The organism is Cyclobacterium roseum (assembly GCF_010119225.1).
GTDB lineage: Bacteria > Bacteroidota > Bacteroidia > Cytophagales > Cyclobacteriaceae > Cyclobacterium > Cyclobacterium roseum.
The window spans coordinates 518,214-544,051 of sequence record NZ_WNKF01000001.1 but is presented as its reverse complement, the minus strand read 5'-3'; the positions used below and the strand labels follow the sequence as shown (position 1 = coordinate 544,051).

Below are 25,838 nucleotides of genomic sequence, written 5' to 3'. Positions count from 1 at the left end.
ATCAACTGTTGAGTTTTTTTACATGTAGGATGAGCCAGATAAAGAACGGAGAGCCGAGGATTGCGGTAATGATCCCGATGGGCAATTCTGCGGGCATGACCACCGTTCGGGCGAGCAAATCGGCGCCATTGAGCAGGAAAGCGCCCAGAAGAAAGGCTCCGGGAAGCACCAGGCGGTGGTCGGCGCCAAAAGACAGCCGCAACAGATGGGGTACGATAAGCCCCACAAATCCAATGGTACCCGTCATCGACACGCCTACGCCCACCACCAGCGCACTCATAAATAACACGATGTATTTTACGCGCTGTACGTCCACTCCCATGTGAAAGGCCTCGTTTTCTCCGATAGCCAGGGCGTTTAGGTTTCGAAACTGCTTGATAATCAGTAGGGAGGGAAAAAAGATCAGGATAAAGGCTATTTTTACCTTGTCCCAATTCGCTCCCCCCACATCTCCCAGGCTCCAGAAGGTGAAATTTCGCAAGGCGGCCTCGTCTGCATAGAAAATGGCCAAACCAATCAGTGCGCCCGATAGTGCGGTCAAGGCAACGCCCGCCAATATGAGCAGGGAAATATCCGTTTTTCCTCCCTGATTGGCCATTTTGTATACCAGCATCACGTTTATCAAGCCGCCAATAAAAGCAACCAGGGGCAGGCTGAAGCTTCCAAATATCCGTCCAAGCCAGGGGAAAGAGGAGCCGAAAACGATAAAAATGACCGCAAACAAGGCACCCCCGCTGCTTACGCCGATGAGTCCCGGCTCAACCAGGGGGTTTCTAAAAAGGCCTTGCAAGGCCGCTCCGGACACCCCCAATCCACCACCTACCAGAATGGCCAGCAAGATTCTCGGTAAGCGGATTTGCCACAGCACGTTGGCCTCTTGTTCGGTGAAGGTTCCCGAATCAATGCCCAGCTGGCTCAATAAAATGGAAACGGCATGGCCAAAGGGGATGGGAAATGCACCAATGGTGATGGAAAGCAGCCCAAGCAATACAAGTCCGATTCCCAAAGCAGCCAGTACCAGGGACTGTTGAGCCGTCTTTGAATAACTCAGGTTTTGAAGCATGCTTAGTTGCGGTTTACACTTTTGGCCAGTTCCAATGCTGCTTTGGCTACCCGCGGACCAAATCCGGACAGGTAGAGCCCGTCAAAGGCTATAATTCCATTTTGGTTGTAGGCAATAGTTTGTTCGACGCCACGGATATTTTTTACGGCTTCCTTTCCACCAAGCGAGCGCAGACTGGACTCAAAGAACAGCAGGTATTCCGGATTCATGGACACCATTGCTTCCGGGGTAAGCGGGATGAAATCGCTGAAGCCCTTACCAACCGATTCGATGGCTGCCATTTGCAGCAGGGACTCGGCAAAGGTATCTTCTCCGGCTACAAAGACGTTTTCCCGGCCACGGGCCATGACAAAAGCCATTTTTGGCTTTTTTGAAAGGCCAGCTGTGTAGGCTTCCAAGGCTGCTATGTCCTGATCCAGCTGCTTGGTAAGCGCCTTTCCTTTTTCAGGAACCTTCAGAAAATTTGCCAATTCCCGAATGATGCGGTAGGTGCCGGAAACGTCGGTGGGTTTGTCAAACTCGTGTATTTCCAGTCCGGCTGATTTAAGCTGGGCGACCACGTCCGGATTGAGGTATCCGGTCTCTATCAAAAGCAGGTCCGGTCCCAGTGCCAAAATACCCTCGGCTTTGATTTGATTTCGGTAGCCGATGGAAGGCAGTTGCTGCATGGCAGCGGGGTAGGTGGAGGTGATATCTGTGGCGATGATCGCCGATCCGAAACCAAGTTCGTATACGATTTCTGTAATGGTACCTCCTGCGGTAATCATGGAGGTGTCGTTGGATTGAAATGCCTGCACATGGTTCGAAAGAAGCAGGGCAATCACCAGTAGGGGTAGCATCAGCGATTTCATCATTTATTTAGATCAATTTTAAATACAGGTACAAATATTACTCTATTTAGATTAAATCCAAATTAAATTTAATGGATAATTTCTATGAGGAAATAGATTTGATTGACAATCAATTAAATGTAAATCCGATAGATTTTAGCAATTAGCAACAGGAGAGATGTTGTTGGTTTTTAGGCTGCCATTTTGAGGCTCCAGCGAGGTGGGAGCCTGAGATTGCCTGAGAAAAAGCTGATTTATAGGCAGGGTAGGGTGAGCGGTAGGCGGATCGGGGAAAAAGGACCGGAGGCATGAAAAAAATGGTGCTTCAGTAGGGAACAGGCATGTTAACCCTCTAAAACGGACGATTTGTGAAAACGGAGGGCTTTTGGATGTTGGTGGAGATAATCGACTAAGCAGGGGAGAGGACCAAAGCAAAAAAATCCGGAGGATCAACCACCGGATTTTTTTGCCTTATAGCCTTCTTGCTTCAGGTACTCCAGGATTTTGTCCCGGTGATCCCCCTGAATCAGGATCTCACCCTCTTTGGTGTTGCCACCTACGCCACATTTGGTTTTCAGGGTTTTCCCCAATGCTTTCAAATCCTCCTCTTGCCCCACAAAGCCCGTTACCAGGGTTACCTGTTTGCCGCCTCTGGATTTTTTATCCAACATGATGCGCAGGTTTTGCTGGGGTGGGGGCAGGGTATCCTCAGGAGAGCCATTTTCTTCCTCATAATCAAATGAATCCGAAGTAGAATACACCACTCCGTCTCTTTTTTTCCAATCGTTGTCTTTCTTTCTACCCATAGAAACGGATTAATTTTTAAATTTCATGGTCCAGACCGGCCTTTTGGCGCTATTTACCACATCTTCGGCAATGCTTCCGCTAAGCAGGTGCATAAAGCCCGTCCTACCATGGGTGGCCATGGCGATGATATCGGCATCTACCTCTTCGGCAAACTCAATAATGCCTTCTTCTTCGGTATCTGCGTTGTAAATGTCTATTTGTACGTTTTTAAGATCATTGGTGTCGATAAAACCCTTGATTTTATCCATAGAGAGCTTTGACTTTTCAAAGGAATTGGGAGTGTTTACTTTTACCAATCTGATCTCAGCCTCCAGCAGTTCCTGCAGGTCCTTCAGATTTTTCATTACTTTCTTACTATCCTCCCCAAAATCGCTGGCAAAAACAATGGTCTTCAGTTGATCGGCTTTTACCGGGGCTTTTACGGTGATGACCGGACATTTGGAAAGCCGAACTACCTTTTCGGTGTTAGACCCAATCAACAATTCCTCTAATCCACTGGAACCTTTGGACCCCATAATCACCAAATCTGCCTTGATTTCAGTGATTTCACTGGATATTCCTGCGTAAGGGTTTCCATACGATATGGTAGTGCTGAAGTCGTAGGGCTTCACGGCATGTGCTTCTTCGAGTGCTTTAAATTGCTTTTTTCGCTTTTCTACTAAATCCACCATGTAGATTTTGTCGATAAAATTTTCTTCCATATTTACTTCCCCCATCGTATTGAAATGTTGGGCAGTAGGAATCTCGATCACATGAACCAATTTTAGTTTACAGGACGCTTTGGCTGCAATTTCCTGTGCCAATTGGAAGGCATTTTCTGCTTCTTCAGAAAAATCAAAGGGTACTAAGATGCTTTTCATAGGTATTTGCCGAATTAATAGTTTACACGCAGTTAAACTACAAAAAACTACAGAAATTAAATAAGGATTTGACCATTTGTTTAGAAAATCATCCATCCCAGCCCAAAGAGCAGGACGCATAAAAAAGTCCCTAAAGCCAATACTTTCAGGTAGGGGTCCAGTTTATCGGGTGCATTAAATGCCTTTACCGCCCAGGCTGTTTGAAGTATCATGGGGGCAGCCAACCAATATAATAACGCTCCATAGGCTTCCTTTTGCAATACAAAAACGAAAAGCATTACCAGCGCAACGGACAGCAAGCTCCAATGATATACGACGGCCGCCTTTTTGCCAATTCTAACAGGGATAGACTTTTTCCCGGCCGTCTTGTCTGATTCTATGTCCCGGATATTGTTGATATTTAAAACGGCTGTGCTTAAAAGCCCTACGGCGGAAGCAGGAAGCCACAGCGACGCATCAAAGGCAAGGGCATGCAGGAAATAGGTGCCCATAACGCCAATCCAGCCAAAGAATATAAATACGGCAAGGTCCCCCAATCCGGCATACCCGTAAGGTTTGTTACCAGAAGTATAGGTGATGGCTGCCAGTATGGCCAACAGACCCATTCCCAGGAAGCCTAGGAACAGTGCGGTATCGTCCAAAGCGACGGCCAAAAGCCACAAGCCACTTAACAGGGAAAGGATTGAAAAAAGAATCATAGCCTTCTTCATGGAAGCAGCACTGATGGCCCCGGATTGAACCGCACGGGAAGGGCCTTTTCTGTCTTCACTATCCGCGCCGTGGATGCTATCGCCATAGTCATTGGCCAAATTCGATAAAATCTGTAATAGGGTAGTGGTAAGGGCCGCTAAAATAAACACAATCCAACGAAACTCGGCGTTTTTGAACGCGATGATGGACCCCATGATGATGCTGGAAAGGGCTAGTGGTAAGGTTCTTAGCCGAAAGGCTTGTACCCAGGCTTTATTGGTGGAAATGACTGCCAATGCAAAAAAACGAAAATAGCGTTAAACAATAAATAAAACAAGCCTTCCACAGAGGTGGAAGGCATTTTTGTATTTCAATAGTTCCAATCAAAATAAATTTACGACTTGATTAGTTTGATAATTTCCTCGTCCATAGGTTTTACCGAGGAAGGAAAAAACTTGACCAACTCGCCTTTTTCATTAATAAAATATTTACAGAAGTTCCAGGAAGGCTCGGTATTATTCCAGCCGTTCAAGTTCTTGTCGGACAACCATCGGTAAAGGGGGTGTTTGTCAACTCCTTTCACCGATATTTTTTCAAACATGGGGAAGGTTACGCCATAGTTTTCGGTACAGAAGGTTTTGATATCTTCGTTCGTCCCCGGTTCCTGCCCTCCAAAATTATTGGCAGGAAAAGCCAAAATGGTTAGTTGCCCTTTGTAGGCATCGTACAATTCCTGTAATTCGGCATATTGGGGGGTGTAACCACATTTGGAAGCGACGTTTACGATCAGAAGTTTTTTTCCTTTAAAATTGGAAAAATCGACCGGATTTCCATCAATATCATTTAGGGTAAACTCGTAAAAATCATCGGCTCTATTCATTGGCGACTCGTTTTCACCCTCGATCGGGTTGGTTTTATCAGAAACAAAATTAAGGTGATTTGATAGCGGCATTTGAATGACAAATATGCCACTGATGATTAAGTAAATTAGCGTGTTCATAGTTACATTTTTTCGGGTACATCTATTCCCAATAACTTCATGCCGGACCTAATTGTTTTGGCTACCTGTGCAGATAAGGCAACACGAAAGGCCTGCACTTCAGCTTTGGTTTCACTAAAGATAGGAAGTTCCGCATAAAAGCGGTTATAATCTTTTGCTAAATCAAACAAATACTGAGCAATTACCGCCGGAGAAAGTTCTTCAGCGGCCATGCCGACCTTACTCCGATAATCGGTCAAATGAAATATCAATACTCGCTCGGTATCCTGCAGGTCGGTATAGGGTGCGCAGCTTTTGGCCGAAAAATCCAGCTCGATTTGACTTGCTTTTCGTAATATCGCTGCGATCCGGGCATGGGTATATTGTATAAACGGCCCGGTATTGCCCTGGAATTCTATGGATTCCTGAGGATTGAACAACATGCGTTTTTTTGGATCCACTTTCAACAGGAAATATTTCAATGCCCCCAATCCCAACATCTGGTACAATGCTTCTGCTTCTTCCTGAGTGAAGCCTTCTATTTTACCCAATTCCTGGGTATGATCCCTGGCAGTGTCTACCATTTCCTGGATCAGGTCGTCTGCATCCACTACCGTCCCTTCCCTGGATTTCATCTTACCGGAAGGCAGGTCCACCATGCCGTAGGAGAGGTGGTAGAGCCCCTCCCCATAGGGTCGCCCCAACAGGCGCATAATGGAAAACAGCACCTCAAAATGATAGTCTTGCTCATTTCCCACTACATAAACGGATTTTTCAATCCCGTGATCCTTGTACTTTAAATCTGCCGTGCCCATATCCTGGGTCATGTATACCGAGGTACCATCTGCCCTTAGTACCAGCTTTTCGTCCAGCCCCGCACTGCTAAGGTCGGCCCAGACCGAACCGTTTTCTTTTTTGAAAAAGACCCCTTTTTCCAACCCTTCATTGACGATGTCCTTACCCAGCAAATAGGTGTCCGATTCGTAATAATACTGGTCAAACGTGACACCCAGACTACGGTAGGTCTCATCAAAACCCTGATAGACCCAGTTGTTGAGTTTCTTCCAAAGATCCACGGTATGGGGATCACCCGCTTCCCATTTGACTAGCATCTCCTGAGCGGCTTTCATCCAGGGAGCTTCTTTTTTCGCCAGTTCTTCGCTCATTCCCTCCGCTATCAATTTCTTGATTTGGCTCTTGTATTCCTGATCGAAAAGGACGTAATACTTTCCTACCAGGTGATCTCCTTTCAATCCGGCGCTTTCGGGACTGGCATTTTCCCCCAATTTTTCATAAGCGACCATGGATTTGCAAATATGGATGCCCCGGTCATTGACCAGGTTGGCTTTAATTACCTCATAACCATAGGCTTCCAGAATATTGGCAACCGAAAAACCCAGGAAATTATTTCGAAGATGGCCCAGGTGAAGGGGTTTGTTGGTGTTAGGGGAGCTAAACTCCACCATTACCTTCCTACCCTTCGCCGGAAAGGAGCCAGGATCTTCCGCCTCGATAAGCTGTAGAAATACCTCTGTCCAATAGGCGGCCGAAAGGGAAATGTTTAAAAAGCCTTTTACTACATTAAAGGCAGCCACTTCGGGCAGCTTTTCCTGCAAGTAGGTACCGATTTTCGCCCCACTTGCTTCCGGGGCACTTTTCGTGATTTTTAAAAAAGGAAATAAGACGAACGTATAATCTCCACTGAATTCTTTTCTCGTCGCTTGGAGCGAAAGGGTCTTCGGATCTACCGTATGATCAAAAAGTTCCTGAAATGCGTTAGAAATGGTTTTTGAAAGTTGCTGCTGTATATCCATATGTGGGGAAGGCCTCGGTTTTACTGAGGCGCAAATATAAGGGTTTCGCTACAAAGTTGGTAGGAGGCCCTCAGTTTATCTTGGTACGTAAGTTTGCCTTACTGGTAAAATGCGACCAGAAGCTTTTGACCGATAGATAGTTGCCTGCCTAAAATCATCCAATTGTGGAAACCCTATCTAAATGCCCCGCTCCGGGGAACCTTGCTTTTAGATAAAACCTGCTTTAAAAGGAGTACTTCGCGAAAATCGGCTGAATGTAGAACAAAGCATTGATTCCATCTTTTAAAAAGGTATACCACCGGTCATAAAAAATTGATGGAATAGGTGAGTTTATTTACATGTTGGGGTTGATTATCCACAATTAGACTGTGAACTGAAACCTGCCATAACTAAACCTAGAGAGATTTCTTTTCTTAATTTCCTGGATTTTACCTTAAATAAGGGCTGTTTTTATAATATTAATACCTTTTAAAATTACTTGGAATGGCAGTTGAATAAGGATAATTGAAAATAATATTTAAATAATATTGTTTTCAACCAACTATTATTTAACACCATAAACTTAAAAATCATGAAAAAGTTAATGTTATCCCTTGCTGTAGTGAGTGTATTTGCCATCACCGGCATCCATGCCCAATCGCTTCCAAACGAAGCAACCGAACTGGTTCAGGAAACGACAAAAATCGATCCGGAAACCCTTCCTGAAAAAGTGAAGGAAACCATCCAGAATGATGCAACGGTGAAAGACCTGACCATCAGCGAAGCGCATCAGGTAATGAAAGACGGAGAAGTCGTTTACAAGATCAAATTTCAAGGTGCCAACGCTGGTGAAGAGCTGACAAAGAAGTTTGATGCCATGGGTAAGGAATTGGAAGACGAGAAGAAAGAAGAGCCCGTTAAATAAGTCGTTTAACCCAACTTTTTAGACAACTAACCAACTTAAGGCAATGGTCGCTGACCATTGCCTTTTTTGTGTAATAGCGAACGGTCATTATTATTGGTTTCGAAATATACGGTACTGGTCGACGATTTCCTGTTTTTTTAGCCCCTGGTGTACCAACAATTGATTTCTAAACACTAAAGGAGCATTTCTATCCAGTGTGATGGGGTTTTGGCCAGGAAAAGCCATGTTTTGCATGCTGTTTTTGTCTCGGAGAATCCATCCCTGGTAGGAGGGAAGCTTGTCCGGCTCGCCCATAATTACCAGTCCGGGGTCTTCCGGGTCTCCCTCGGTTAGGTTGATCCAGGCTCCTGCAGTTACCGGGATTTCCTGGGGAATTACCGCATCGTTTTCATCGTAAAAGGCTGCATTTTCGGTCAGTTTTACCCGGGGAGAAAAGCCACCATAACCCTTTGCATCTTCTGATCCCCCTAGTCGAAGTCCCTTAACCAGGGGTTTCAATTGAATCGCAAAGGATAATTTGTAGGAATAGGAAGATACGCGCTGGTAATCAATCCTAACCGTTTCTTCCAGCAGGTTTTTTTTGACAGTGCCCGTCCCTCTCCAGATAACTTTCGCCTCTAGGGTGGCGGATCCGTTGGGGTTGACGGCTGTTTTTACGTTTTTTACTTCCCAGCGGATTCCTTCACAGACCCAGGGATCGGCGACGCGTTGATCGTTTACCCATAACTGGTGCCAGGTCCAGAAAATACCCCGGTGATGCGGGTGGTCCTCCGGAAAATCCTCGGTAAGGATCTCTCCATTGGTGTGGTACAAGGGGTGAACGTAGTTTGCCCTTGGATAAAGACCGTCCAGGCTTTTTTCAGTAGCCTGGTAAAAATACCTGGGTTTGCCGTCCTCCGTAAGCAGCCAACCATCTTCCGTTTCTTCAAAAACAAGTTGCTGGGCCGTTAGCTGACAGGGGCTTGCCAGCAGGCAAAGCAAAACCAAAATCGCTTTTGGCATCATAAGGTGAGGAGCAGGCATCATCGGTTTAGGAATGGGTTGGAAATAAAAGTAATGGATTCTACGTAATTAACCTAGTGGTTTTGAAACCAAAAAAGCGGAAAAAAATGAATTTTTCCGCTCCTTTGCTGTCGTGTGAACCGCCTATTTTCTTGCGATAGCCTTTTTTGCTGCCTTGACGATATTCTCGGCATTCAATCCGTATTTTTCCAACAGTTCTTCCGGTTTTCCTGATTCCCCAAAGGAATCGTCCACACCAATAAATTCCTGAGGAACTGGCTGATTTCGAACCAGCGTCTGAGCGATGATGTCACCCAATCCACCATTGAACTGGTGTTCTTCGGCTGTGACTGCACAGCCTGTTTTGGCTACCGAAGCCAGTACGGCTGCGGTATCCAGTGGCTTAATGGTGTGTATATTAATGAGTTCTACGGAAATACCTTCTTCCCTGAGCATGGCTTCTGCCACTACGGCTTCCCAAACCAGGTGGCCGGTAGCGAAAATCGTTACGTCGGTTCCTTCGATCATTTTCCAGGCTTTTCCGATTTCAAAAGGCTGATCCGCAGGGGTGAAAATTGGCCATTTGGGCCTTCCAAAGCGTAAGTAAACCGGACCTTCGTGGTCGGCAATGGCGATGGTAGCTGCCTTGGTCTGGTTATAATCGCAAGGATTGATGACCGTCATGTTTGGCAACATCTTCATCATGCCTACATCTTCCAGAATCTGATGGGTGGCGCCGTCCTCCCCCAGGGTAAGACCGGCATGAGAGGCGCATATTTTTACGTTTTTCTCGGAGTAAGCAATAGACTGCCGGATTTGGTCATACACCCTTCCTGTAGAAAAGTTGGCAAAGGTCCCGGTATAGGGAATTTTACCGCCGATAGTCAGTCCGGCTGCCAGGCCCATCATGTTGGCCTCAGAGATGCCGACCTGAAAAAAGCGATCCGGAAATTCGTTTTGAAAGGCGCCCATTTTAAGCGAGCCAATCAAATCGGCACACAAGCCCACAACGTTTTTATTTTTCTTTCCTACTTCCAGAAATCCATCTCCAAAACCGGAACGGGTATCTTTTTTTTCAGTGTAGGTATATTTGGTATCGAGTATTTTTTCCATTATTCAAAATTTGTTTTAGATCAAAGCCGCGCGGGATCAATAATCGCCCAGTGTTTCTTCCAATTGCCCCAGGGCGTTTTCTAATTGCTCGTCATTTGGTGCTACTCCATGCCATTTGTGGGTGCCGACCATAAAGTCAACGCCATAACCCATATCTGTATGCAGCAAGTTGAGCACTGGTTTTCCATTTCCCAGCAGGGATTTAGCCTTTTCCAGGGATTTGATGACCTGAGCGATCTCGTTTCCATTTTCGGTAACGATCACTTCCCAGCCAAATGCTTCCCACTTGGCTTTCAGGTCAAGCAGGTTCATAATTTCCTTGGTTGGTCCGTCGATTTGCTGACCATTGACATCAATAGATGCGATGAGGTTGTCTACCTTGTGGTGAGGAGCACACATGGCGGCCTCCCAGATTTGGCCTTCTTGCTGCTCACCGTCTCCCATCAGGGCATAGACCAGCCGGTCATCGCCATTGATTTTTTTGGCCAGGGCAGCACCAATCGCAACGGATAAGCCTTGGCCCAGGGAGCCGGAAGCCACGCGAATTCCGGGAAGTCCCTCTTCTGTAGCCGGGTGACCCTGTAGCCTGCTATTGATCTTTCGGAACGTTTTTAATTCCTCCGTATCAAAATAGCCGCTTCTGGAAAGCACACTGTACCATACCGGCGAGATGTGTCCATTGGACAGAAAAAATAAGTCTTCACCTTTCCCGTCCGGATTAAAAGATGAATCGTGTTTCATTTGATCAAAATAAAGAGCTACAAAAAATTCGGTACATCCCAGCGAGGCACCCGGGTGACCGGATTGGCAGGCGTGCACCATGCGTAAAATATCTCTCCTTACCTGAGAGCATACAGCGTTTAATTGTTCGGTTGAGTGTTTTTCCATTGATTTGGAATTAGTTAAGTATTTGATTGGTATGTTCCTTGGTTTTTACTTTTGAGATAACCTCCTTGATGATACCTTCTTCATCGATCACAAAAGTAGTTCGGGCGGTGCCCATGTATTTTCTGCCGTACATGTTTTTTTCCACCCAGGTACCGTACGCTTCATGAACGCTCTTGTCCTCATCGGCAATGAGTGGAAAGGGAAGCTCGTGCTTCTCAATAAATTTTTGATGTGATTTCTCTGAATCGGAACTGATACCCAATACTACGTAACCGGCATTTTGAAGCGCTTCGTAATTGTCCCGTAGGTTACAGGCCTGGGTGGTACATCCGGGTGTATTGTCTTTGGGATAAAAATACAATACCACTTTTTTGCCTTTAAAATCGGAAAGCCGGATGGGGTTGCCATCCTGGTCTTTGGATTCAAAATCCGGTGCTTTTTGGCCTACTTCTAGTGACATAATACGTCTTTTTAGGTTGGTTATTTAATTTCAAGTCACAAATATCGGAATAAATTAAATTTTTCCCTTATAAATGGCTTCGTTATTTGCCTGGTCCCTGACTTTTAAAAGAACTTCCCCTTCCAACACCTTCCCCTCAGGCTTGTCAGACCAGATTACGGATTGCTTGTGTTCGTATCGCATTTGGATCCATTCCCCATCCACCCAGGCATTGAAATCCTGAATACCGGACAAATCATCCCGAATCACAAAGCGCAAACCCCTGCTGCTAACCCGTATGGGCCGGATAGAAGGAGCGAGGGAATCGGTGGCCAGCACAAACCTCCCGAAATTTCGGGTATGGAAACCAATTCGGTTACCCTCCCAGGCACCACCTTCAAAACTTCTGTAGCCGTTGTCATACAATCGGTACATATGGGTTTGGTTCTTATTACCTTGAAAGCCCGGAAAATGGGCATTTACTTCCATGGAATGCCATAAATAGGAGTAGGGGTCGTTAATGGCGATACCCGGAAGGCCTTCGTCTTCGAAAGCTTTTAAGCGAAGGTAGAGGTCATCCAGCAGGGTTTCTTTTTCAAAATGTATGCTTACCTGTCCGTCGTTATAATGGATTTCTTTACCCGCGGGAATAATGGCATTTACCTCAGGGATAAGCATTTCCGAACAAAGGTCCACGGAGTCCGGAACTCCAAGGCGCATGTCCCAAAGATAGGTGCGCTTGTTGGTGCCCTGATAGGCATAAGGGATTTCCATGCTGTAACCGTGCACGTAAAATCTCGCCAGACTTCCCTGATCACTGATAGGAGTATTGATGATTAACTGGTTTTCAACGTAATCCATGGATTGCCTACCAGAAGTGCCATTATAGCTTCGTAAAAGCGTGGGGGCATCTTCTCCCAGAAAGTTGAGGATCAAATCCGTTTCGTTTTGATAGGCATCTTCCAGCCGGACCCTGATGGCTTTGGTTTCCCCAGGTAAGGCTGAAATGGCCCCGCTGTATGCAGAATCAGGCTCGTAAAATTCAAATTTATTGGCGGGCAACTTATACAAGCGGGTGTAGCGATTGCGGTAGGTGTGAAGCAGAATATGTCGCCCCAGGAAAAAATCAACCCCATTGACCTCTGAACGGAACCGTCGCTGCTCCTCCTCATAAATCTCGAAAATAGGAAAGCCGTTTCGGTTGTACATTTCGTCCAATTGGTCGTATGCCCATATTTCGATCCCTACCTTCCCGGATATGCGAATGGTCCGGGGAACCCGAAAAGCTCCGCTGCTATAAATCAGGGAAAATTCCTGTCGCTGAAACTCCCCGTTTACCCGGCTGTCCCCGTCCAGGGGGGTAATGGCCACCCGCCGCACGATAGGAGAAGTACTGTCCTTTATTTCTGTAAAGCCCGCATGCAGCGGGTCAATGGCCCGGTCCAGCGAATCCCGGATCTCAAAATGCAAATGCGGACCTCCCGAGCTGCCGGTATTTCCGGAATAGGCGATGACCTCTCCCTGTTTGACCGGGAGCAGGCCGGGTTCCGGAAAATACTCATAATCATTTTGTTCGGCCTCGTACATCTTGGCCTGCATGGCACTGGCAATGGGCTCTTCCAGCTCCCGGAGGTGGGCGTACACGGTGGAACTGCCATTGGGATGTTTGATGTACACCACGTTTCCATATCCAAAGGAGGAGATTTTGATTCGTGACACGTACCCGTCGGCTGCTGCATACACCGGCAAGCCCTGACGCCCTTCGGTTTTGATATCCAAACCGGTATGGAAGTGATTGGGCCGGATCTCACTCATGTTGCCGGCAAGGAAATTTTGTTGGCCGGGTTTGATGGGAAATAGGTAGTAGTTTTTTGCCGTTTGCGAAAGCAAGGCAATACCGGAAGACAGCAGTAAAAGAAAAAGTAGGGGTTTATTTAACTTCAAAGTCTAGTAATTTTTCTTGCTCCACATAAGCCTCCAACCGATCCCCAATGGCTACTTTTCCCACACCGGCGGGGGTACCGGTAAAAATCAGATCTCCTGTTTTAAGCGTAAAAAACTGCGAGACATAAGCCAAAATCACATCAAAAGGAAAAATCAACAGGGAGGTATTGCCGGTTTGCCGGCGTTCTCCATTCACATCCAGGTGAAAATTAATATCGGCTACATTGGGAAAATTGGCAACCGGACGAAAATCACCGATAGGTGCCGAGCCGTTAAAGGCCTTGGCAATTTCCCAGGGAAGGCCCTTTTCCTTGCATTTTCGCTGCAGGTCCCGGGCAGTAAAATCAATGCCAATACCGATTTCATCGTAATAGGTATGCGCGAACTGTTGGTCGATGTATTTACCCTCTTTTTTAATTTTCAATACCAATTCCACTTCGTGGTGAATGTCCTCCGAAAACTCCGGATGGTAAAAAGGGGCGTTGTTTTTTAGCAAAGCTGTATCCGGTTTGAGAAAAACCACGGGTTCAGTAGGCTTTTCATTTTGGAGTTCTTCTATATGAGCGGCGTAGTTACGGCCGATGGCGATTATTTTCATTTCGATGCATTTAAAACAAAGTGCAAAGAAAATGATTTAAGCAGTATTTCAAAGGGAATTTAATTTAAGTGCTGGGATCTTTGCTTATACAGGTTTGTAGCGAATGATGTTATCCATCGAGATGGCAATGCTGGAATCATCGACCGAAAGTTTGTTCAGGTTTTTGGGCTCGGAAAGTAATGTTTTTGTAACATGCGCTCTAATTCCGTATTATTAGTAAGATCAAGGCTTAAAGGCGTCAGGGAAACAAGGCCGTGGTTTACCGCCCAACGATCGGTTCCTTCTTCTGTTTCTTCAATAGGTTCTACGGTAAACCAATAATGCTGTCTTCCCATGGGGTCTTCGGCAGGTTTGACTACACCATCGTAATGGCGGACAGATTGCCTGGCCCATACGATGCCACGTGGGTTAATTGGGAAGTTGACGTTGACAAGGGAAGGGCTTTCTTTTTCCTCGGTCAGAATTTTCAATACGTTTGAGGCGAATTTTTTTATGGCATGAAATTCGATTTCATCTTGGTGGCTCGGAGTGCTAAAGGCGATTCCTTTAATTCCCAAAAGGGCAGCTTGTTTGGCACCTGCCAGCGTACCTGAATGCCACATCGAATTACCGAGGTTGGAGCCTATGTTGATGCCAGACAATACCAGGTCCACCTTATCCCAGTGGAAGCAGCCGAGAGATACACAGTCTGCCGGTGTGCCGTTAACCCGAAAAGCTTCAAAATGGCCAATTTTGGTCTTTTTATAAGAAAGCGGGCGGGACGCGGTGATGGCGTGGCCCATGGATGATTGCTCAACGTCCGGAGCAACGATTCTGACATCGCCGAAATCAGCGGCTATTTCCGCTAGAGCTAAAATGCCAGGACTATATATGCCGTCGTCGTTTGTTATTAAAATTTTCATTTACTTAAATCTTGGTTTCAAACGTTACATTTAAGGTACAAAAATCGGGCGATAAAATGGAATAATTGGAAAAAGATGCATATCAACCTTATCTATAATGAAACGGCAGGTGATGGAAGTCATTCCATTGCAGGTATTGTGAAAAGGCTCAAAGACCACGGGGCCAATGTTCTAGCATTCAACAAAAAATCAGTTGATCTTAGCGATTTTCTTATGATAAAATGTGATTTTTTGCTGATTGCTGGGGGGGACGGTACGGTACAGGAAGTGTTAAAAAAAATCGTACAGAACCCTGTACCTTTTGCGATTTTGCCATTGGGAAACGCCAATAATATGGCAGAAAGCCTGAACCTTGATGATTATTTGGGCAAAATAGTAGGTAATTGGAAAAATAAGAAAACAACACCCCTTAGCATAGGCTATTTGGAGCAGGAGGGGAAAACCGACTATTTTTTTGAATCGGTAGGGTGGGGGTTGTTTGCCGATACACTAGCCAGGATAAAAAAAGAAAAAAAACGGTGGGCTAGAAGTCCCGATGACAAAGTGGCATTTGGACTGAAAAAATTAAAGGATTCCATAAATGACCTCAAATCATCCCACTACCAAATAGAAGTCGATGGAAGGGATTATTCAGGAGAATACGTATGGATAGAAGTGATGAATACGCCCTATATGGGTCCAAATCTCCATTTAGCACCAAATGCAGACCCTGAAGACCAGTATTTGGATGTCATTTTAGTAAAGAAAGCCGAGAAAGAAAAAATTGAACGGTTTATCGAACATCAGAAACAAAAGGATCAATATGGATTTGATTTGGCCCTAAAAGCGAGGGAGGTATTGATCAACTTTGAAGGGTCGATGCATGTTGATGATGAATTATTGGAAAGGGAATCAAAGAATCGATCCCGTCAAAACTGGCTAAAGATCTGTTTGTATCCAAAAAAGTTAAGCCTGGTACCCAGTTATTAATCCTAATGGCTCACAGAGCCTTAACGGAAAGAACGGTTTTTAAACCAAAAATCACCAATTATTTGGTCCGTTGATTTTGTTTAAATGGAAAATATTCGATTATATTTGCATCAAAATAGAGAGTTGGGTGAGTGGCTTAAACCAGCAGTTTGCTAAACTGTCGTACGCTTAACAGCGTACCGGGGGTTCGAATCCCCCACTCTCTACGCATAAAAACCCTAACCAATTGAATATCAATAAGTTAGGGTTTTTATTTTTTAATCAGGAGCGGAATATCATAAATTTTATCCTGCACGTTTACCCCAAATGCCGATTTCATATTTTTTTAACATATGCAGGACGTATAGCCAATAAATAAAACGTTTGCCCTGAGATCCATATTTTGGTCAACAGAAATTATTTTCATTACAGCAGAGGAGTGGGAGGGACCTGGAAACGGAAAAGGACGTTCCAGTCGAAGAAATATTGCTCAACCTGATAGGCAACATGAACCGCTATATCTGGAGCAGGAATATAATTCCGCGTTCTGAGAAAATTGAAAAAGGTCAGGTTACACGAATAACGCTTAAATAGCTGACGATGATGCTCCTGCATGGGCATTTCTTCCCTTTCATCAACGAAAACGGAGAATATTCGCCTTTAACGTACGGTGAATATGCCTCCCATGGAGAAAGTGACTATTGCGTTTTATGGCAATGAATATGGGGGTTGGTTCTTTCATTGCCTTATCCTTACCACTTGATGGGTGGAATGGCCAGGGTAATTAGTTATGACACAAAAGGAGACCCAAGAATGGATCCTTATTCATTTTCCAAAGTTGTCAGTCTTTGGATATTACGAATATCAAATTGATGCCGGATTGGTAAATAACCTGGAGTCAGGTCAAAATTTTGAAGAAGAAATTGTATGGAATTCAGGTGCAAAATACATGCTATCTAAGAATTTTTCACTTATTGCGAGTTATGACAACCGGTTTGGTGCTGGTGCGGGATTGTCAATCATGTTTTAATAAAAGGTTATGAAAGAAGATTACAAAAAAAATAGTTTAAGCCTATCAGGAACCGTTTCCCTAGGAACAGGGGTAATGATCGGTGCAGCCATTTTTGCCCTCCTGGGACAGGTGGCTGAACTTTCCGGTGCTTTATTCCCCCTTATATTCCTAGTTGGGGCAATTATCGTAGCATTTAGTGCTTATTCTTATATAAAGGTGGCCAACACATATCCATCGGCTGGCGGAATAGCCATGATATTGCAGAAAGCTTACGGGAAATCAACCATTACTGCAGGCTCAGCCCTTTTAATGGCCTTTGCCATGATTATTAATCAAAGTTTGGTAGCCCGGACTTTTGGCTCGTATACTATGCAGTTATTTGAGGTAGGAAATAGCAGCTTTTGGATACCCACCTTGGGCGTGTTGTTATTAATTGCTACTTTTCTTATTAACATTGCCGGCAACAAGGCCATCCAAAGTTCAGCACTTGTGATGGCTATTTTGAAAGTTGGTGGTATCACCATTTTCGCTGTAGGCGGATTATGGGCAGCCGGTTTTACCTTTAAGGAGGCTATTCCTACGGAAATTTCTGAAGAATATTCAATTGCCAGTTACCTCGGTGCACTGGCTCTGGCAATTTTGGCCTATGCGGGTTTTACTACCATTACCAACAGTGGAGCAGAAGTGAAAAATCCCCATAAAAACGTTGGGAGGGCCATTATCATCTCCTTGTTGATTTGTGCTGTGGTTTATGTATTTGTAGCAATTGCAGTAGCTGCCAATTTATCCGTACCCAAGATCATTGAGGCCAAAGATTACTCACTGGCAGAAGCCGCACGCCCTTTATTTGGCAATTATGGTTTATGGTTTACCGTCTGTATCGCTATTTTGGCCACAGTCTCAAGTGTAATTGCCAATGTATTTGCCATCTCCCGCATGACGGCCATGTTGACTAAAATGAAACTCATTCCACATAGCCATTTCGGTATGCCTGGGAGAATTCAAAAGCACATGTTGGTTTATACCGTTACTATTGCTATAATTCTCACTATCTTCTTTGATTTAACCCGGATTGCCTCCTTAGGTGCTGTTCTATACATTGTGATGGATATGGTGGTTCATTGGGGGGTGTTTAAGTATTTGAAAAAAGAGGTAAATGCCAATCCGGTAATTGTAATCACTGCCCTGGTAATTGACGGAATCGTATTGGCTGCATTTCTTTGGATTAAAGTCTCTTCAGATATTTTAGTTGTATGGTTATCAGTTGCTTTAATGTTTGTGATTTGTGCTGGTGAAAAGTGGTTTTTAAAAAGAAGAAATAAAATATCAGATCAAAATGAAAATAAGAACGATGAATAATGAAAAAGTAAATACATAATATGACCCTTTGAGCTGGTCCCATCAATAAGTTGAGAAAATTAAAGAGTTTCAATCACAAGGCGAATATGTTGTTATGACAATAGCCTTGATGCGAGAGGAGGTGTAAAAGTAAGATTTTTTGAATCATTTATTGAATGAATATGGGTGATCACTTGTGTGATAATTGTTACATCATTTTACTTATGTGTGATAATTGTTACATCTTTTTACTTACATAATCATTACATTTATTTTTTATCAAAAAAACAAAAGTAATACAACAAAAATAATATGAGAAAAATTGGCTTTGACTATTCGATTCAAAAAGCATCGAATTCCCTGGAATAAGATGGATTTAGTCTAATTGCCGAAATTAATTGTTCACGTCTGATAAAAAATATGTTATCGGTCTTCTAGTAGCACTTGTCGTCCTAGAAAATAATAAGCTAAAAAAGTTCGGATTAGGCCAGATTTATATGTAAACCAGTGATTCTTTCCGTAACTGGAGATTCATGGCAATTTATTAATCATAGAAATTTATAAAGTTATGATGTTTGGTTGGATTATTGGTTTAGTACTCGTGGTTGTTCTACTTATAGCATTAAACAGAGGGGGTATTTTTCAAAGGAATGCCGGAAATAATGCTGCCAATAACAATAGTAGTCCGGCGATCGAAACACAAAAAAACCACTATACCAAAGGCATAATAATATTTATAATAAAGACCATTCCTAATGGTTAACAAAATCAGGAAAGTAGTAAAACTAATTTTAAACTAAACATCTAACACAATGAGGACAATTTCAAATACATTACTGTTTATGGGTATAATGGTGGCGGCTGTAAGCTGCAAATCAACCTTTAATGCGACAGAGGCAATGGAACTTCAAAACAATCGGGAGGCGGTATATCATGAAATAATTTCAAATTCGGGCCAAGTGAAAGAATTTATTGAGTTGGCACAGCAAGATGAGGAAGCAAGCAAGGTTATGATGCAAAGCCATATGCAAGCGATGGAATCTGGAAAAATGAAGGAGATGATGAAAAATAATCCTGATATGAAGGAGAAGATGAAGTCACATATGCAGAAAATGATGGAGGAAAATCCTGACATGAAAGAGAAAATGCAATCAATGATGGCCGAAAAAATGTTGCAAAGTCCGGAAGGAAGAAAAATGCTTATGAGAAAAATGCATGAAAACACAGAAATGAAAAAGGAAATGATGGGAAAAATGAAAGAAAACCCGGAAATGATGGAGGAGATGATGGCCATGATGAAGGAGAATCCTAAAAATATGGAGACGATGATGGATAAGATGATGACAATGATGCATGAGAATCCTGAGATGATGGAAATGATGAAGAAAAAAATGAAAGAACATCAAGCAAAGATGGAGAAACAGTAGAGACTAGATAAAACTTCCTACAGTTGTAGGAAGTTTTAACTATTATGCTTGAAGGGAGAAACCGGTAAGGTTTCGAACCCTCGTCCAAGCTTAGACAGAGTTGAGATTACAGTCTCTTTATGATATTTTGTTTTTCAATAAAACATTATGGATACATATAATAATATTTGTAAAACCCTTCTATTTACAGGATAATATAGTGATTATTTCTCTTTCATTCAAATGTTTAATGGCTTATTATGTGATATTAATTCTTCAAGCTTTACCGCTTACTACAACAAATTGTGAGCACCAACTGCGCTGATTGGTCGTTTCCGTCCAAGGAACTCTTTAGCTACCGTCTTTAGGCAGGCGTTCCTGTTCCACTGGACCATAGGAATTTCCTGAAATGCCCCCTGACAAGAGCCGCGCTGAAAGGCCCATACAGACCCAGGCCTATTCTGGAAGGGTAACTGATACGGGCGATGAAACACCCTGTGGGTGCGGGATCATCGCTGGGCAACTTTAACTGACAAAACTCCCCGTCACGGCAGGAAGGGTGTTCCAGTTTGCTGAACCGGTTGGTCCAGTAATAAAATGTGATACGGACGATACCTTTTCACTGGCAAAATTACCCTCAAGTGGGAAAAAAAAGGGATTTTCAAAGTGTAAACCTGATACTCTAATGGCTGATAATGGATTGGAGAAACACTAGGCATACGGCCTCCAAAAGGTGCCATCGCTAAAGCTAATATCAGACTGAGCATGGAAAAAGGGACCATTTAGCCCCTTCTTTTTTATCAATTTCAGTGCATTTCGTTAAATCTTCTGTTTTCCATTTGGGCAATGCTTCTGTGCTCTCATTTATATTTTTATTTTTGCTACACCTTAACATCAAAATTTTATGAAAAATATTGTTTCAGTTATCGTCTTGATAGGGCTGTTTATGTCTGTTCAAACGGGGTATAGCCAAAAGAAAAAGAATAAAAATAAAAACACCCCTGTAACAGCCGAGAATTCAAGTAAAAAGGATTCCTCTTTTAAAGAATATTCGGAAGTAATTACATCATCGGCAATTTCTGACGAAGGTATTTTTACGGTCCATAAGGTAGGTTCGGAATATTATTATGAGATTCCCTTCACTCAGTTTGGGGATGATATGCTCTGGGTAACCCGGATTTCAAAAATCCCTGATGGATTCGGTGGTGGCTATGTGAATGCCGGGTCAAAAACAAATGAACAAGTGGTACAATGGTCCAGAGTGGATAACTCCATTTTACTTCGCTCCATTTCCTATGCCAATGTAGCCAATGACAGTTTGCCCATTCACCATTCCATCATCGCCAATAACAACCATCCGATAATAGCGTCGTTCAAAATTGAGGCTTTTAATCCCGATTCTTCAGCGGTAGTCATTTCGGTAAACAATCTATTTTTAGACGATAATAGGGCAATCAGTGGCGTATCTGAAAGCATGCGTCAGCAATACAAGGTAAAGGCCCTGGAAAAAAACAGGAGTTTTATAAATAGGATGGCAAGTTATCCGGAGAACGTTGAAGTCAGGCATGAAATGACCTATGCGGCATCTGAGCCACCTTCGAATAGTAAGACGGGTACCATTTCGTTGGAGGTCAGCCAATCTATGTATTTACTACCGGAAACACCTATGCAGCCCCGATTGTATGATAAAAGAGTCGGTTGGTTTACCCTCAGTCAGGTGGACTATGGGTCGAAAGCCCTTAAGGCGGACAAAAAGATCTATATAAGGCGTTGGCGATTGGAACCAAAAGATCCTGAAGCTTATGCCAGAGGGGAATTAGTGGAACCGGTAAAACCGATTACCTACTACCTTGACCCCGCTACACCCGACCGATGGAAGCCCTTTTTTATACAAGGCGTGGAAGATTGGCAAGCAGCCTTTGAAGTGGCCGGGTTTAAGAATGCCATCATTGCAAAAGAGGCGCCAACGCCAGAGGAAGATCCCGACTGGAGCCCGGAGGATGCACGCTTTTCAACGATACGTTACATTGCAACGACCACAAGAAACGCAATGGGTCCTAGTGTCAGTGATCCTCGATCTGGCGAAATTATCGAAAGTGACATTGTATGGTACCATAATCACATTCGTTCCTATAGAAATCGATACCTGCTCGAAACGGGAGCAGCTAACCCGCTTGCGAGAACATTGCATACACCCGAGGCAGAAATAGGTGAAATGATGAGAATGGTCATCGCTCATGAAGTGGGACACGCCCTTGGCCTACCGCATAATATGAAAGCGAGCTATTCCTATCCCACTGACTCGTTACGTTCGGCAACGTTTACCCAAAAATGGGGATTGGCAGCTTCCATAATGGACTATACGCGGTATAATTATGTCGCACAACCTGGGGATGAAGGGGTGCGTTGGGTGCGAATGCTCGGACCGTATGATACATATGCCATTAACTGGGGATACCGGGTAATCAGGGAAGCGGAGTCGGCAGGGGATGAGAAAGTTACGCTCAATAAATGGATACGTGAAAAGGAGGGCGATGCGCGCTATCTTTTCGGTAGCTATAACGCCTATGATCCAAGTTCACAGACTGAATCCGTAGGAGACGATCCCATTAAAGCCAGTAGCTATGGACTTTCTAACCTCAAAATTGTCGCAAAAAACCTCAAGGAATGGACGAGCACTCCTGGCGAGCCCTATGACGATCTTAACGAGCTTTATGGAGAACTTTTAGGCGTTTGGGCTCGATATGCCGGACATGTAAATATGCTGATTGGAGGCATTTATCAGGAATACAAAACCACCGACCAGTCGGGTGTTATCTATTCACACATAGCAAAAAGCCAGCAGCAAGAAGCACTAAGGTTCATTAACAAAAACGTATTTGTAACGCCGGACTGGCTTCTACAGGATGATATATTGCAAAACATTGAAGCTTCGGGTGCATTAGCCAAAGTGAGGAGCCTACAATCGGCACAATTAAGCAGGCTGCTGCAAGCGGACAAAATGAAGCGAATGATTGAAAATGAAGCATTAAATGGAAACGAGGCGTATACCCTTTCATCTATGCTTTCTGAATTGAGAAATGGAATATGGTCGGAACTTTCAGCGACTCAAAACATCGACGCTTTTAGGAGAAACTTACAGCGAGAGCATGTAGTAGGGCTGGAGAAATTAATGATAAATGATGCCAAAGACCGATCGGATATTAGTGCCTTGGTCAGAGTTGAATTAAAGGAAATCCAAAAGGCTGCCAGGTCTGCTGCACTCAGATATGGATCCGAGTTAATGAAAGCGCATTTGCAAGACATAGATGCCTTGGTTGATTCGATATTGGATGAAGAATAAATTGCAAGGCATCGATGAACGGAAGGTAATAGTAGCATTCACCAAATACCTCTAAAACCAGGTGGATCAATCCTCCGGATAAGGGTGAATACCTATCTTCACAGGTTAGCAATTCGTTTACTTCCTGCTAGGCATTCTGCGTTTTGTGTTAGTCAAAGCACGTTAAATTACAGATCTTTGTGATGGTTTTAAAAAGCGGGTAAAATAATGTCCTTTATTAAAGTAGCTTCTATCAGCCAATTACATCAGTTAATGGGTCTGCCAAAACCGCAACACCCCCTTATTTCATTGGTAGATGTGTCAAAAATACAGGTCACGGATGACCAGGTTAATGCCAAGGTGATTTTCGACTTTTACATGGTGTCGCTAAAGGATAAAAGTTGTGGTTCGGAATATGGCAGAAACACGTTCGACTTTGATGAAGGGGTGATGATTTTTACAGCACCCGGACAGGTGTACACTTTTACCAAACCTTTCAAACCCGGGGAAATAAGCGGCTGGATGCTGTTCTTCCACCCCGATTTGATTCGAAATACCCATCTTGGTAAACAAATAAATGAATACTCATTTTTTAACTATGAGGTGTTTGAAGCGCTGCATTTGTCGGCCGATGAAGAAAAAACCATGAATGGAACGGTTGCCAATATCAATGAAGAATATCAACAGCGTATAGACAATCACAGTCAGCGTGTAATTGTTTCGAATCTTGAACTGCTTTTAAATTATAGCCTGAGGTATTATGAGAGGCAGTTTAACACCAGGGCAAGTCAAAGTCGAGATATCATTTCGCAATTTGAAAAAGAGCTTAAAATTTACTTTAATACTGAAAAAAACCTTGATTTAGGGTTGCCGGGAATTCAATATTTTGCTGAGCTCGTCCATCTTTCTCCCCACTATTTTGGCGATTTGGTCAAGAAAGAAACCGGCAGGACTCCCAAGGACCATATCCATGATTTTGTAATAGACTTGGCTAAAAACCTATTGGTGGGCTCAGAGCAATCCGTGAGTGAGATCGCTTATCAATTGGGTTTCAACTACCCACATTATTTCACCCGTCTATTTAAATCAAAAGTGGGACATACGCCTGTAGCATATCGCAAGCTGAATTGATTCCGTATTTTGTGCTATTCTTCCTGCAATTCGTGCGATGGGAGCGAATGGATATTCATCACTTTTGCACGGTACAAACTGAAACAAGATTATGAAGAATACAGCATTAATCACCGGAGCAAGCAGTGGCATAGGCAAAGAGTTTGCCCACATACACGCAGAAAAAGGTGGCGACTTAATCATCGTGGCCAGAAGACTGGAAAAATTGGAAGAGCTCCAAAATGATCTTGAAGGAAAATATAAGGTTCGGGTACTACCAATTGTCAAAGACTTGGGTGCGCCGGATGCTGCCAAAGAACTTTTTAAAGCGGTAAAAAACAAAAGCATTCAGGTAGATTATCTGATCAATAACGCGGGTTTTGGGCTCAGAGGCAAATTCCACGAACTGCCCTGGGAGCGCCAGATAGAAATGATCAATCTCAATATGATTGCCTTAACAGAGCTGATGTATTTGTTTTTACCGGAAATGGTCAAGAGGAATAGCGGAAAGATCCTAAACATTTCTTCAACGGCTTCCTTTATGCCTGGTCCGCTGCAAGCCGTGTATTATGCGTCCAAATCCTATGTGACCTTTCTTAGCAATGCCGTGGCCGAAGAATTACACGATACGAATATTACTGTAACCGCTTTGATGCCGGGAGCTACCGAAACAGAGTTTGCTAAAACATCGGGTTTGGAAGGTACAGATTTGTTTAAAAATACGGCCAGTCCAAGGAGGGTAGCAGCGGAAGGATATAAAGCCATGATGAAAGGGAAACTGGATAGTGTCTCCGGTTTGCCCATTTCTCTAAGAATCTCGACTGCATTGCTTCCCTTCATACCTAAAAGAATAATGCTGAAACAAATCAGGAAGATGCAGGAGTTGAAGTAGTTTAGATTCGTTTAAGAGGAAGTAGTATGAAAGGCCTGCTTGGATACCTAGTTAATCAAGGCCTTTCAGCACTTACTTGATACCCAGTCTTGAGCCCCTGCCACCAATAGATTTTTTGGCGGGGCATTGGAGTTTTTTCCTGACCCTCCATTCGGTTTCCGAAAAATCAGATCGTGTATACAGTGGTTTTAATTTCAAAATATGTAAGAGATGTACCTTATTTTGAAATTTGTGTAACGTCAAACGCTGCAATCTTACGTACCTGTCAGCATTGATAAAATGCTAGTTAAAATTGAAACCCTGCTAAAATAGATAGAATGAAATTAATATTAATGTGACCGGTTCCGAAACCCCAAAGGGTATTCCAGCCTGGGTTTGGGCTTTGATAGTGGCATTTATTGGCTTTGCACTTTTCTATTTTATCATGTATTCCACTCCTGAATTTTACACTTCTTTTTTCTGACGGAGATAGAAATTTTTATATCCTGGAAAAATAGACTAACGATTGGGCGATCTGAGAGCGTGGCAAGAAAAAGCATTGTTGGTTGAAGCGGCGATCGATATCAGACAGGATCCAGCTAGCAAAATGGGTTGGATCTGATTAATTGATTTGAAACCGGGGATCGTTGACTATTTCTATATCAGAAATTGGACCGCTCACAATGAGGCGCCGGAAAAACCGAATTTATGCTTGCAAGTGAAAGAAGACACCCGAGCCCGAATTCAACACTACTAGCCAGTCGTTTCAAATGCCCAAAACAAACTTTTTTGCTTTTTCGCTAATATCTGGTTTTTTTGCATCGTTTATTATTCCCTTATCCTGCGGGAAAGCTGGATCGCAGGTATGCCGATCCGGAGATAATGAACTGATTGCAAGCTCATTCAGCTTGGTATATGGAGTTAGTAATAATGCTTTTTCGATCCTTTTTGGAAGGAGAAGCGTTCAGCTTGGAATGGTATTATTTTAGCCGTTAGGT

General features: G+C 43.7%; 23 protein-coding genes and 1 tRNA gene. 10 read left to right on the top strand and 14 right to left on the bottom strand.

Going from position 1 to position 25,838, the window contains the following annotated elements; translation table 11 throughout:
• Nucleotide 1 precedes the first annotated feature (1 nt).
• From GJQ68_RS02190 to argS, 7 genes are all read right to left on the bottom strand, one after another.
• Nucleotides 2–1,063 (bottom strand): FecCD family ABC transporter permease, encoded by a 1,062-nt coding sequence (locus GJQ68_RS02190; protein WP_162415645.1) that lies wholly within the window; start codon nucleotides 1,061–1,063, stop codon nucleotides 2–4.
• Between the two features lie 2 nt (nucleotides 1,064–1,065).
• Nucleotides 1,066–1,917 (bottom strand): heme/hemin ABC transporter substrate-binding protein, encoded by an 852-nt coding sequence (locus tag GJQ68_RS02185; RefSeq protein ID WP_162339514.1) that lies wholly within the window; start codon nucleotides 1,915–1,917, stop codon nucleotides 1,066–1,068.
• Between the two features lie 425 nt (nucleotides 1,918–2,342).
• A complete protein-coding gene (locus GJQ68_RS02180) occupies nucleotides 2,343–2,699 on the bottom strand; it encodes a translation initiation factor (protein WP_162415644.1) in 357 nt (118 codons plus the stop codon).
• Between the two features lie 9 nt (nucleotides 2,700–2,708).
• A complete protein-coding gene (locus tag GJQ68_RS02175) occupies nucleotides 2,709–3,560 on the bottom strand; it encodes a universal stress protein (RefSeq protein ID WP_162415643.1) in 852 nt (283 codons plus the stop codon).
• An 80-nt stretch (nucleotides 3,561–3,640) separates the two neighbouring features.
• A complete protein-coding gene (locus tag GJQ68_RS02170) occupies nucleotides 3,641–4,546 on the bottom strand; it encodes a 1,4-dihydroxy-2-naphthoate polyprenyltransferase (protein ID WP_162415642.1) in 906 nt (301 codons plus the stop codon).
• A gap of 98 nt (nucleotides 4,547–4,644) precedes the next feature.
• The gene (locus tag GJQ68_RS02165) at nucleotides 4,645–5,250 is read right to left on the bottom strand and encodes a glutathione peroxidase (protein ID WP_235941008.1); all 606 of its coding nucleotides are present in this window, start codon (nucleotides 5,248–5,250) and stop codon (nucleotides 4,645–4,647) included.
• 2 nt (nucleotides 5,251–5,252) lie between these two features.
• On the bottom strand, nucleotides 5,253–7,043 hold the full coding sequence (argS, locus tag GJQ68_RS02160; protein ID WP_162415641.1) for an arginine--tRNA ligase: 1,791 nt from the start codon (nucleotides 7,041–7,043) through the stop codon (nucleotides 5,253–5,255).
• Nucleotides 7,044–7,614: 571 nt separating this feature from the next.
• On the opposite strand from argS, the gene GJQ68_RS02155 reads away from it, so the two are divergent.
• Nucleotides 7,615–7,947 (top strand): hypothetical protein, encoded by a 333-nt coding sequence (locus tag GJQ68_RS02155; RefSeq protein WP_162415640.1) that lies wholly within the window; start codon nucleotides 7,615–7,617, stop codon nucleotides 7,945–7,947.
• A 90-nt stretch (nucleotides 7,948–8,037) separates the two neighbouring features.
• On the opposite strand, the gene GJQ68_RS02150 is transcribed toward GJQ68_RS02155, so the two are convergent.
• The 7 genes from GJQ68_RS02150 to surE form a co-directional block, all read right to left on the bottom strand.
• Entirely contained in the window at nucleotides 8,038–8,973 is a 936-nt protein-coding gene (locus tag GJQ68_RS02150; RefSeq protein ID WP_235941007.1) for a DUF6807 family protein, read from the bottom strand.
• Between the two features lie 120 nt (nucleotides 8,974–9,093).
• Nucleotides 9,094–10,062 carry a transketolase family protein gene (locus tag GJQ68_RS02145; RefSeq protein ID WP_162415639.1) on the bottom strand — a complete coding sequence of 323 codons (969 nt, stop codon included), beginning with the start codon at nucleotides 10,060–10,062 and terminating at the stop codon, nucleotides 9,094–9,096.
• 36 nt (nucleotides 10,063–10,098) lie between these two features.
• Nucleotides 10,099–10,950 carry a transketolase gene (locus tag GJQ68_RS02140; RefSeq protein WP_162415638.1) on the bottom strand — a complete coding sequence of 284 codons (852 nt, stop codon included), beginning with the start codon at nucleotides 10,948–10,950 and terminating at the stop codon, nucleotides 10,099–10,101.
• A 10-nt stretch (nucleotides 10,951–10,960) separates the two neighbouring features.
• Nucleotides 10,961–11,410, bottom strand: coding sequence for a thioredoxin-dependent thiol peroxidase (gene bcp, locus GJQ68_RS02135; protein ID WP_162415637.1), 450 nt, complete (start codon nucleotides 11,408–11,410; stop codon nucleotides 10,961–10,963).
• 54 nt (nucleotides 11,411–11,464) lie between these two features.
• A complete protein-coding gene (locus GJQ68_RS02130) occupies nucleotides 11,465–13,333 on the bottom strand; it encodes a M23 family metallopeptidase (protein ID WP_162415636.1) in 1,869 nt (622 codons plus the stop codon).
• Complete coding sequence (locus tag GJQ68_RS02125; protein WP_162415635.1) at nucleotides 13,320–13,931, bottom strand: fumarylacetoacetate hydrolase family protein; 612 nt, start codon at nucleotides 13,929–13,931, stop codon at nucleotides 13,320–13,322. The genes GJQ68_RS02130 and GJQ68_RS02125 overlap by 14 nt, the downstream gene beginning before the upstream one ends.
• Nucleotides 13,932–14,086: 155 nt before the next feature.
• Nucleotides 14,087–14,833, bottom strand: coding sequence for a 5'/3'-nucleotidase SurE (gene surE / locus GJQ68_RS02120; protein WP_162415634.1), 747 nt, complete (start codon nucleotides 14,831–14,833; stop codon nucleotides 14,087–14,089).
• Nucleotides 14,834–14,908: 75 nt separating this feature from the next.
• Between surE and GJQ68_RS02115 the strand changes: the two genes are divergently transcribed.
• The 9 genes from GJQ68_RS02115 (at nucleotide 14,909) to GJQ68_RS02080 (ending at nucleotide 24,861) form a co-directional block, all read left to right on the top strand.
• Nucleotides 14,909–15,802: a diacylglycerol/lipid kinase family protein gene (locus GJQ68_RS02115; protein ID WP_162415633.1), complete on the top strand. Its 894-nt coding sequence runs from the start codon at nucleotides 14,909–14,911 to the stop codon at nucleotides 15,800–15,802.
• Between the two features lie 117 nt (nucleotides 15,803–15,919).
• A tRNA-Ser gene (locus GJQ68_RS02110) sits at nucleotides 15,920–16,008 on the top strand.
• 449 nt (nucleotides 16,009–16,457) lie between these two features.
• Entirely contained in the window at nucleotides 16,458–16,544 is an 87-nt protein-coding gene (locus GJQ68_RS23635; RefSeq protein WP_394351267.1) for a multicopper oxidase domain-containing protein, read from the top strand.
• Between the two features lie 27 nt (nucleotides 16,545–16,571).
• On the top strand, nucleotides 16,572–16,811 hold the full coding sequence (locus GJQ68_RS23280) for a hypothetical protein (RefSeq protein ID WP_235941006.1): 240 nt from the start codon (nucleotides 16,572–16,574) through the stop codon (nucleotides 16,809–16,811).
• Between the two features lie 9 nt (nucleotides 16,812–16,820).
• On the top strand, nucleotides 16,821–18,152 hold the full coding sequence (locus GJQ68_RS02100; RefSeq protein ID WP_162415632.1) for an APC family permease: 1,332 nt from the start codon (nucleotides 16,821–16,823) through the stop codon (nucleotides 18,150–18,152).
• Between the two features lie 791 nt (nucleotides 18,153–18,943).
• Nucleotides 18,944–19,558 carry a hypothetical protein gene (locus tag GJQ68_RS02095; protein WP_162415631.1) on the top strand — a complete coding sequence of 205 codons (615 nt, stop codon included), beginning with the start codon at nucleotides 18,944–18,946 and terminating at the stop codon, nucleotides 19,556–19,558.
• Between the two features lie 883 nt (nucleotides 19,559–20,441).
• Entirely contained in the window at nucleotides 20,442–22,880 is a 2,439-nt protein-coding gene (locus GJQ68_RS02090) for a zinc-dependent metalloprotease (RefSeq protein ID WP_162415630.1), read from the top strand.
• 207 nt (nucleotides 22,881–23,087) lie between these two features.
• Nucleotides 23,088–23,990, top strand: coding sequence for a helix-turn-helix domain-containing protein (locus tag GJQ68_RS02085; protein WP_162415629.1), 903 nt, complete (start codon nucleotides 23,088–23,090; stop codon nucleotides 23,988–23,990).
• A 91-nt stretch (nucleotides 23,991–24,081) separates the two neighbouring features.
• Entirely contained in the window at nucleotides 24,082–24,861 is a 780-nt protein-coding gene (locus tag GJQ68_RS02080; RefSeq protein ID WP_162415628.1) for an SDR family NAD(P)-dependent oxidoreductase, read from the top strand.
• The last annotated feature ends 977 nt before the right edge of the window (nucleotides 24,862–25,838 follow it).

What these genes read in the sequence shown, in the direction of transcription:
- GJQ68_RS02190 (WP_162415645.1), bottom strand. Translation starts at nt 1,063, where the DNA reads ATGCTTCAAAACCTGAGTTATTCAAAGACGGCTCAACAGTCCCTGGTA.
- GJQ68_RS02185 (WP_162339514.1), bottom strand. Translation starts at nt 1,917, where the DNA reads ATGATGAAATCGCTGATGCTACCCCTACTGGTGATTGCCCTGCTTCTT.
- GJQ68_RS02180 (WP_162415644.1), bottom strand. Translation starts at nt 2,699, where the DNA reads ATGGGTAGAAAGAAAGACAACGATTGGAAAAAAAGAGACGGAGTGGTG.
- GJQ68_RS02175 (WP_162415643.1), bottom strand. Translation starts at nt 3,560, where the DNA reads ATGAAAAGCATCTTAGTACCCTTTGATTTTTCTGAAGAAGCAGAAAAT.
- GJQ68_RS02165 (WP_235941008.1), bottom strand. Translation starts at nt 5,250, where the DNA reads ATGAACACGCTAATTTACTTAATCATCAGTGGCATATTTGTCATTCAA.
- argS (WP_162415641.1), bottom strand. Translation starts at nt 7,043, where the DNA reads ATGGATATACAGCAGCAACTTTCAAAAACCATTTCTAACGCATTTCAG.
- GJQ68_RS02155 (WP_162415640.1), top strand. Translation starts at nt 7,615, where the DNA reads ATGAAAAAGTTAATGTTATCCCTTGCTGTAGTGAGTGTATTTGCCATC.
- GJQ68_RS02150 (WP_235941007.1), bottom strand. Translation starts at nt 8,973, where the DNA reads ATGATGCCTGCTCCTCACCTTATGATGCCAAAAGCGATTTTGGTTTTG.
- GJQ68_RS02145 (WP_162415639.1), bottom strand. Translation starts at nt 10,062, where the DNA reads ATGGAAAAAATACTCGATACCAAATATACCTACACTGAAAAAAAAGAT.
- GJQ68_RS02140 (WP_162415638.1), bottom strand. Translation starts at nt 10,950, where the DNA reads ATGGAAAAACACTCAACCGAACAATTAAACGCTGTATGCTCTCAGGTA.
- bcp (WP_162415637.1), bottom strand. Translation starts at nt 11,410, where the DNA reads ATGTCACTAGAAGTAGGCCAAAAAGCACCGGATTTTGAATCCAAAGAC.
- GJQ68_RS02125 (WP_162415635.1), bottom strand. Translation starts at nt 13,931, where the DNA reads ATGAAAATAATCGCCATCGGCCGTAACTACGCCGCTCATATAGAAGAA.
- surE (WP_162415634.1), bottom strand. Translation starts at nt 14,833, where the DNA reads ATGAAAATTTTAATAACAAACGACGACGGCATATATAGTCCTGGCATT.
- GJQ68_RS02115 (WP_162415633.1), top strand. Translation starts at nt 14,909, where the DNA reads ATGCATATCAACCTTATCTATAATGAAACGGCAGGTGATGGAAGTCAT.
- GJQ68_RS23635 (WP_394351267.1), top strand. Translation starts at nt 16,458, where the DNA reads ATGCCTCCCATGGAGAAAGTGACTATTGCGTTTTATGGCAATGAATAT.
- GJQ68_RS23280 (WP_235941006.1), top strand. Translation starts at nt 16,572, where the DNA reads ATGACACAAAAGGAGACCCAAGAATGGATCCTTATTCATTTTCCAAAG.
- GJQ68_RS02100 (WP_162415632.1), top strand. Translation starts at nt 16,821, where the DNA reads ATGAAAGAAGATTACAAAAAAAATAGTTTAAGCCTATCAGGAACCGTT.
- GJQ68_RS02095 (WP_162415631.1), top strand. Translation starts at nt 18,944, where the DNA reads ATGAGGACAATTTCAAATACATTACTGTTTATGGGTATAATGGTGGCG.
- GJQ68_RS02090 (WP_162415630.1), top strand. Translation starts at nt 20,442, where the DNA reads ATGAAAAATATTGTTTCAGTTATCGTCTTGATAGGGCTGTTTATGTCT.
- GJQ68_RS02085 (WP_162415629.1), top strand. Translation starts at nt 23,088, where the DNA reads ATGTCCTTTATTAAAGTAGCTTCTATCAGCCAATTACATCAGTTAATG.
- GJQ68_RS02080 (WP_162415628.1), top strand. Translation starts at nt 24,082, where the DNA reads ATGAAGAATACAGCATTAATCACCGGAGCAAGCAGTGGCATAGGCAAA.